General features: G+C 38.7%; 5 protein-coding genes. 2 read left to right on the plus strand and 3 right to left on the minus strand.

Annotated elements, in window-relative coordinates; translation table 11 throughout:
• Positions 1-71 precede the first annotated feature (71 nt).
• On the minus strand, positions 72-2642 hold the full coding sequence (locus Q8G36_RS12230) for a DEAD/DEAH box helicase (protein WP_305160426.1): 2571 nt from the start codon (positions 2640-2642) through the stop codon (positions 72-74).
• A 557-nt stretch (positions 2643-3199) separates the two neighbouring features.
• On the opposite strand from Q8G36_RS12230, the gene Q8G36_RS12235 reads away from it, so the two are divergent.
• Positions 3200-4159 carry a sensor domain-containing diguanylate cyclase gene (locus Q8G36_RS12235; RefSeq protein ID WP_305160427.1) on the plus strand — a complete coding sequence of 320 codons (960 nt, stop codon included), beginning with the start codon at positions 3200-3202 and terminating at the stop codon, positions 4157-4159.
• Between the two features lie 279 nt (positions 4160-4438).
• Here Q8G36_RS12235 and Q8G36_RS12240 read toward each other — a convergent pair whose 3' ends face one another.
• Positions 4439-4618 (minus strand): hypothetical protein, encoded by a 180-nt coding sequence (locus Q8G36_RS12240; RefSeq protein WP_076369116.1) that lies wholly within the window; start codon positions 4616-4618, stop codon positions 4439-4441.
• On the minus strand, positions 4615-5361 hold the full coding sequence (locus Q8G36_RS12245) for a type II toxin-antitoxin system SpoIISA family toxin (RefSeq protein WP_305160434.1): 747 nt from the start codon (positions 5359-5361) through the stop codon (positions 4615-4617). Before Q8G36_RS12245 ends, Q8G36_RS12240 begins: the two co-directional genes overlap by 4 nt.
• 320 nt (positions 5362-5681) lie before the next feature.
• On the opposite strand from Q8G36_RS12245, the gene Q8G36_RS12250 reads away from it, so the two are divergent.
• A complete protein-coding gene (locus Q8G36_RS12250) occupies positions 5682-6767 on the plus strand; it encodes an MBL fold metallo-hydrolase (RefSeq protein ID WP_336622964.1) in 1086 nt (361 codons plus the stop codon).
• Positions 6768-7042 lie beyond the last annotated feature (275 nt).

Genomic DNA, 7042 nt, shown 5'->3' on the forward strand with positions numbered 1-7042 from the left:
ACAACAACTAATAACCCGAATAAAGCACCAAGGTGCCCTTTATTCGGGTTATTACTATCAAAAGAATTCGTTTAATTGAATCTGTGCGTCTTCCTAAGTCCTCTATGATAACAAGCATCACATATATGAAAACGTGAGTCCTCCGGCAGCCTTTTACCACAGCGCTTGCATTTTTTTTGATAATTCAACATTTCGTCTTTTAACTGATCATGAACCCCATCACTGATTTCTTCACGGATGCGCTCCCAATAAACAGCTTCCGTCCGCTTACCCATCCGATATAAAAATAATAGATGAAGACCTATCGCTTTATAAGATAGCTCCAACTCCTCCAGATTTTTAGTCTTGATGACCGGTTCAGGAAGGTCACTGCTCTCGGCAATCGCTTCGACCGTTTCCAGCCACTGTCTGATCAGACTTGGTTCTTTTGCCGAAAAAGGAATATGCAGGAAACCATATAAATCCATTAAAGAAAAACGCGCTTCGATTTCAGTATCCCGTATCAGTTCGTAAAGCTCCCTTTCTTCCGATAGCGATGCCTTTTTCGTGCCTTTAGGAGGCTCAAACCTCTCCCACATTTCAAAAAATGTCCCTAGGTTCCGGTAATATTTTTGAAAACGTTCAAATACAGCAGAGGTTGGGGCGATAGTGAAGGTTTGAACTGGCTCATCTACCTGTTCCAGCAACTTATTCATGATTTTGATCTCTGCTGTAAATGCTACCTTGCCAGTGTCATAAATCCCTTTTCTACCCGCTCGACCTGCGATTTGTTTGATTTCTTGAGAAGTCAATCTTCTTCTTCGTGTCCCGTCGAATTTTTCATTTTCAAGAAAGACGATGCGGCGTATTGGCAGGTTCAATCCCATTCCAATAGCATCGGTGGCAACGACAACGGATGTTTCACCGCGATTGAATAGCTCTATTTGCCGTTTTCTATTTTCAGGAGGCATACTGCCGTATATCATGCTGACATTATGTCCACTCTCTTTTAACCGGGAAGCGGTTTCCAGAACCTGCCTTCTCGAAAAACAAATGAGGGCATCCCCTTTTTTTGTATACTTCAGTCCAAACTCCTTTTGTTCAACCTCAAGCGGTATTTCCCGTCTGTATTCGTGTAGTTCTAAATCAGCTTCATTCAGAAGGTTCAGAAGCATCATTTTGATATTATTGCTCCCGATTATGTGTACTTCTTTCGCATTAGCTTGCGTGATTGCCCTAAACCATGAAAAGCCTCGATCTTTATCGGCAATCATTTGGGCTTCATCTATGACGATTACTTCATGGTAGTCTTTTTCATGAAACATTTCAACGGTGCTGGAGACATGCTTAGCACCCTCGACTGCCTTTTCTTCTTCACCGGTTTTTAATGAACAAGGTACACCGTCCGCATTTAATTTATCAAACACTTCAAGGGCCAGCAGTCTAAGGGGAGCTAGATACAAACCGCTTTCCGCTGCTTTCATTTTTTCCAGGGCCTTATGCGTCTTCCCGGTATTGGTCTCTCCAATATGCAAAACATATCTAACCTTTTTCCCTAATGATGGAGTATAGGCCTTACCGATGATATCATCGATCATCCTTTGTTCTTCAGCCCGCTTCTTGGCTTGCTCTGCCAATACTTCAGCTTTTCTTCTTTCTCTGTTCTCCACGTCTTTTTCAAATATTTCTTCGTGCAATGTTTCATTAAAAGGAATTCCTTCAAGCTTCAGTAAATCAGAAAGGTATTCTTCCTGAAGTTCATCAAAACAGGACTGAGACAAATCAGACAATTCATCGCTTAGTATACCTTGAAGGGCATCAACCGTCAGCCTTTCCCCATATGACTCCAAAAAATCATGATGCAGTGCAGCAGATAGATGGTTCAAGAATTTGTCAGGGGCTGTTTTCATAATGAAATCCGTAACTAATCTTTCATACCTGTAGAAGTAATTTTCATATTCATAACGGTTCCTTCCCCAACCGGTTAAAGAGTGAATATCGCCTGTCAGCTCTTCAAAAAAATCAGTGACCATTAGGTATTCGGCAGCTTGAAAGCCCCCCTCTTCAACCAATTGCTCTTCAAGCAAGTATGGATCGACATATTGGAATTTAGGTTTATTCTTAAAATCTTTTGCCAAAATCCCGGCAATATAGTACCTGACATGTAAATATAAAAGAAGTGAGTTACTTTCGAAAAATGTATTGGCCTCTTCTTGCAGCCTTGCGCGTATCTTCCAACGCTGCTTGGCAAGCCGCTGTTCTTCTTGTCGCCTATAGAATTTTTCCCTTGCATTTTTATATCTCTTCTCCCAATCTTCTTGATTATCAGCAAAGGTTTTTTTAATCCACGTTAAGCCATCAAACGGGCGATACTTCTTTAACTCGTTCCGGAACATGCTATTGATCAGCTTATGATCTGAACCTTCCGTTACAAATCCCCTTTCGCTTAAAAACGCCTTTTTTTCCTTTCTGGGCACATCGTTTGATGCTTTATTTAACCAAACATTTATCCAAATTTGCTCAATGAAAGTCGTCCTGTCTGATATATATTTTGAATAAGAAGGCATTGTCTCTTGATTCTCTAAATAAAAATCCATATCCTGGATTATTTTTTCTTTTGTATTCTCTATAGCAATAGGATATATAGTTTCTAATTTTCCCATAATGATCCCCTTTTGAATTATCCAATATGTACTTTATTACTTCCTTTTATCCTCCCCAAATTTTTTGTTAAAATGAGCGCAATACATTCGTTTTATCTATTTAATTCATGTGCTCCGTTATCGAGAAGGTGCAGAAATGCCAAGTTGCTTTACTTTTACGCTCATGGATAAATATGAAAAACACGCTAATTACGTACATCCAAGGTGCACTTACCATTTCATTTACAGTATAATTCTTGATGAATAGACTGATCATTGACATAGATTTTATGGATTATGAAATGAAACCCATCCCGGAAATCCAGAAACGGATACAGAAATTCAGCTAATTGATAATCAGGCAAATAAAAATTTAATGATATTAAAAAAGCCGAAAATAAAGTAAAGTTCTCAATTACAATATTCATCGATAAAACGAATCCAACCCCTTAATTGAGTTTAGTGGAAATCCGGACAACTGTCACGATATTCAGATTCCGCTTTTATGGCTTTGTCGTTCAATATGAGAATAACATCCGGAAATCTAAAAAGACTATTGATAAAAGAGGAGCCTGAGAATGATTCAGCAAGATATCAACTATTATAAAAATTTCGATTCTATCGCTACAGAAGTATTATCACTATTAGCTCAAACCATTGAGGTCAATACATTCTTCGTTTCTATATTGAATCCGATTCAGAGTTTTATGATCAAATCCTTTAATAGACATGCAAAGTTAATTTGTGAAGGTGACATCCTTCCTTATAAGGCGGTTTATTGCAAATTAGTTGTTGAGAATGGCTTGGAACCACTCGTTATCCCGAATTTGAGGGAACATGAATTGACTTGCAGCCACCCCGCAACGAAGTTTATAGGGAATGGGTGTTTTATGGGTGTCCCCCTAATGAATAAGGGTGAAATCATTGGGACATTATGTGCATTCGACATTAAACCTCATGTTTTTAAAGAATATGATCTGATACTCATTAAGTCTATGGCAGCTTTGATTAGTCATACCATCATTCTCGAAAAAGGGATTATCAGGGATCCTTTGTCAGGTCTTTATAATCGACACTTCATTTATAATTATTTTGATTATCATAAACATAAAACAAACGATGAAATGGCCATTCTTTACATCGATCTTGATCATTTTAAATTTTTCAATGATTCCTTTGGTCATGATGCTGGTGACGAGGTTATTAAAAAGGCAGCGGAATGTTTTTTGCAATCCGTCCCCGAAGGCAGTCATGTGGCTCGAATCGGTGGTGATGAATTCATTGTATTATTACATCCATCGCATTGTGAGGATTTAATGAAAAGCACTCAGCAAAAAGCTGAATTATTATTGAACCATTTATCCACCATGCCCATTCACATTAATGGAAATGATCATTTTGTATCAGCTAGCATAGGGATAAGCGTTTATCCTCATAATGGTACGGAAATGGAGTCCCTTTTGAAAAAAGCGGACCAATCCATGTATATGGCAAAAGAGTCTGGACGTAAGAATATTCAATACTTCCACCCGCAGTGATCATCCGAAAAATAAAAAAACCAGTTCTCCTTAGAGACTGGCTTTCTTTTACCTTAAAAAAATCCAACGTTTAGCTTTCAGCTTTTGTAATAGCTTGAGCAGATCAGCATTTCCCTTATGTATCCGTTTCTCGGATGGTGAAGCGGAGGGGACCGGGATGTTAACTCTCTCGGGTTTTTTGTTCATATTCTGAAAGACCCTTCCTATTCTTTGATTTTGAATAGTATATGCGGGTTTTCCATTAAATATCATAAGGAAAGGAAAAACCTCTGCCCTTCCTTATAAAACGTTTTTTAACCGGCTGAAGCGTGCAGCTTTTTCTTTTTGTTTCAGGATAATGCGTTCGTTCTGTTTCATCACTTTTTTAGTGTGGGGACTTAAACCTACATCGGGTATTTTTACCTGTGGTTTGATTACGGCAACTGACACATCATTGCCGGCTTTATCATAAATGCTCATTTATCCTCACCACCTGGTTTTTGTTTTATGACCATATCGAACATCATGATTAATAATGCTATTAATAAACAATCGACTTCTGAAACGAAGCTTTCTGATTTAACGTCAAGGATATAGGGTTCCATCAAAATGCTTACAGGCTGCAAAGCCATTTTTTCCTCATCATTATAATACGTATCTTCTCTTTCCAATGTAGCACGAATGGTACTGCCATTCAAGTTCGGATGCCCATTTATCACCAATTGCTTGTCCTGTTCCGTTTTGAAAGGAAGGATTTTCACGTCCATCCCTTCCTTTGCTGCATACGCTTGTAGGAGAATGCTCAAATAAGCCAAATATTCCTTATTCGTTTGATAATACTCAGGTATTCCTTCTTTTTTTAGGAGATGAAACATATTCTTGACCTTTTCCCTATTATCCGTTAAAAGTTTGTCACTTTCCGCAACGGCCTTTGTTGCATAGGACAGCTCGTTATCGCCAATCTTGGATATATACATGCTCAAGAACACAAACATATCAATCAGGATGAATACGATAGCCATAATCAAGAAATTTTCCCACTCATTAAAAATGCTCATCGGATAGAAATTCCAATAAATCAATGCTCCCAGTATAAAAATGATATACCAGGTTTTACGAATCGCTTCAATCCTTTTACTTACCTTGTCTTTATATTTCCAAGAAAGAATGACATAGGCTAATAAAGCAATAAATACTACCCATACAAAGACTCTGAAAAACATTAACAATCGATTTATCACCCTACCCTTCGGCTGCTACCTTCCTTATCCCGCTCTCTATATTATTCATTATATATACCTCTATTCCCTGCCTAAGACGGGTGAAACTTAATCACTTGTCAGAAGTTTTCACTAGATGAAAAAAGACTCCTCCCAATGTGAGTTTACAGTTAATGAATCATATGTTTCACCATCCATTACCCTTTTTTCAGAAGGGGATATCTTTATCATTTTTCTTGTGGGACATCATAGTAAATAACCTTATAAATTCTGTGATATGATATGTTTTAATAAAGGTCTGATTAATATGGGAGGTAGCTATCATGATGAAAATTATTAAGATCCTCATTTCTTCTTTTATAATATTGTTACTTTTCCTGAACTTCTATCCTCCACTTGGAAGACGGACAAACAAAGAAAAAGTGAAAAGTTTCACTATAAAAGAGAATTTTTCCAAGGGAAAATTCCAAAATCAGATTCCTGCCAGTCAAGCGATGAGTCTTACACATACTGGTTCCATTTTACGTGATTTCATAAAGCCTAATCCAAAAAGGAGGCCCGACCGTCCCATCGTAATGGGAACAAAAGACCCTGCATCTGTGAATTCCAATAGAATCACCTGGTTTGGTCATTCAGCATTCATGTTGGAGTTAGATGGGAAAACCATTTTAGTCGACCCCATGTTTGGCAAAGCACCCACTCCCTTTCCTTGGTTTGGGAACAAGCGCTTTAGCGGGGAATTGCCTTTTGATTTGGATATGCTGCCCCCTATCGATGCTGTCCTGCTCTCACATGATCACTACGATCATTTGGATTATTTCTCAATAAAGAAATTAAAAGATAAGGTCAGTCAGTTCATTGTCCCACTCGGTGTCGGTGGACACCTTAAAAGATGGGGCGTTAAACAAGAACTGATTCAGGAACATAATTGGTGGGATGAAGTTTCATTCAAGGAATTGCAATTTGTTTGTACGCCTGCAAGGCATTTTTCTGGTAGAAGTTTACGCGATGGCAATACGACACTATGGTGTTCTTGGATAATTAATGGAAAACAAGAAAAGGTATTTTTCAGCGGCGATAGTGGATATGGCAGCCATTTTAAAGAAATCGGCGAAAAATACGGACCTTTTGATATAACTTTAATGGAATGCGGCCAATATGATGAACGTTGGTCAACCATCCATATGATTCCAGAAGAAACTGTTCAAGCACACATCGATGTACAAGGAAAGCGGATGATTCCCATTCATTGGGCTGGTTTCACATTGTCTTTTCATGACTGGACAGATCCGATAGAACGGGTAACAAAAGCGGCCAATGATTTTGGCGTCCAGGTCTGCACACCTCAAATAGGCGAACCAGTAGTGATTGGTTCAACAGAATTCCCTCAAACAAGATGGTGGAAATGAAAATGGTCCATTCCTAATAGGTTGGACCATTCAGACTGTAGACAAACTCGATAAAAATCGAGTTTGTCTACAGTTTTTTTTGGCTTGTACAAATTTGGACGTTGACTCCACTTCAGGCACTCGCTTTTCGCGGGCGGTCCGGGAGCCACCTCGGCGCACTTGCGCCTGTGGGGTCTCCCTTGGACTCGCTATTCCCGCAGAAGTCTCGCACCTTCCGTTCCAATCAACTATGTTTAAAAATTTAGATAGAACTCCTTTTGCCTACAGTCTTTTTT

Origin of the sequence: Peribacillus frigoritolerans (assembly GCF_030676415.1) — a bacterium.
GTDB lineage: Bacteria > Bacillota > Bacilli > Bacillales > DSM-1321 > Peribacillus > Peribacillus frigoritolerans_A.

Excerpts from the sequence above, each read along its gene's own strand:
- Q8G36_RS12245 (WP_305160434.1), bottom strand. The coding sequence starts at position 5,361 with ATGTTTTTCAGAGTCTTTGTATGGGTAGTATTTATTGCTTTATTAGCC.
- Q8G36_RS12240 (WP_076369116.1), bottom strand. The coding sequence starts at position 4,618 with ATGAGCATTTATGATAAAGCCGGCAATGATGTGTCAGTTGCCGTAATC.
- Q8G36_RS12250 (WP_336622964.1), top strand. The coding sequence starts at position 5,682 with ATGATGAAAATTATTAAGATCCTCATTTCTTCTTTTATAATATTGTTA.
- Q8G36_RS12230 (WP_305160426.1), bottom strand. The coding sequence starts at position 2,642 with ATGGGAAAATTAGAAACTATATATCCTATTGCTATAGAGAATACAAAA.
- Q8G36_RS12235 (WP_305160427.1), top strand. The coding sequence starts at position 3,200 with ATGATTCAGCAAGATATCAACTATTATAAAAATTTCGATTCTATCGCT.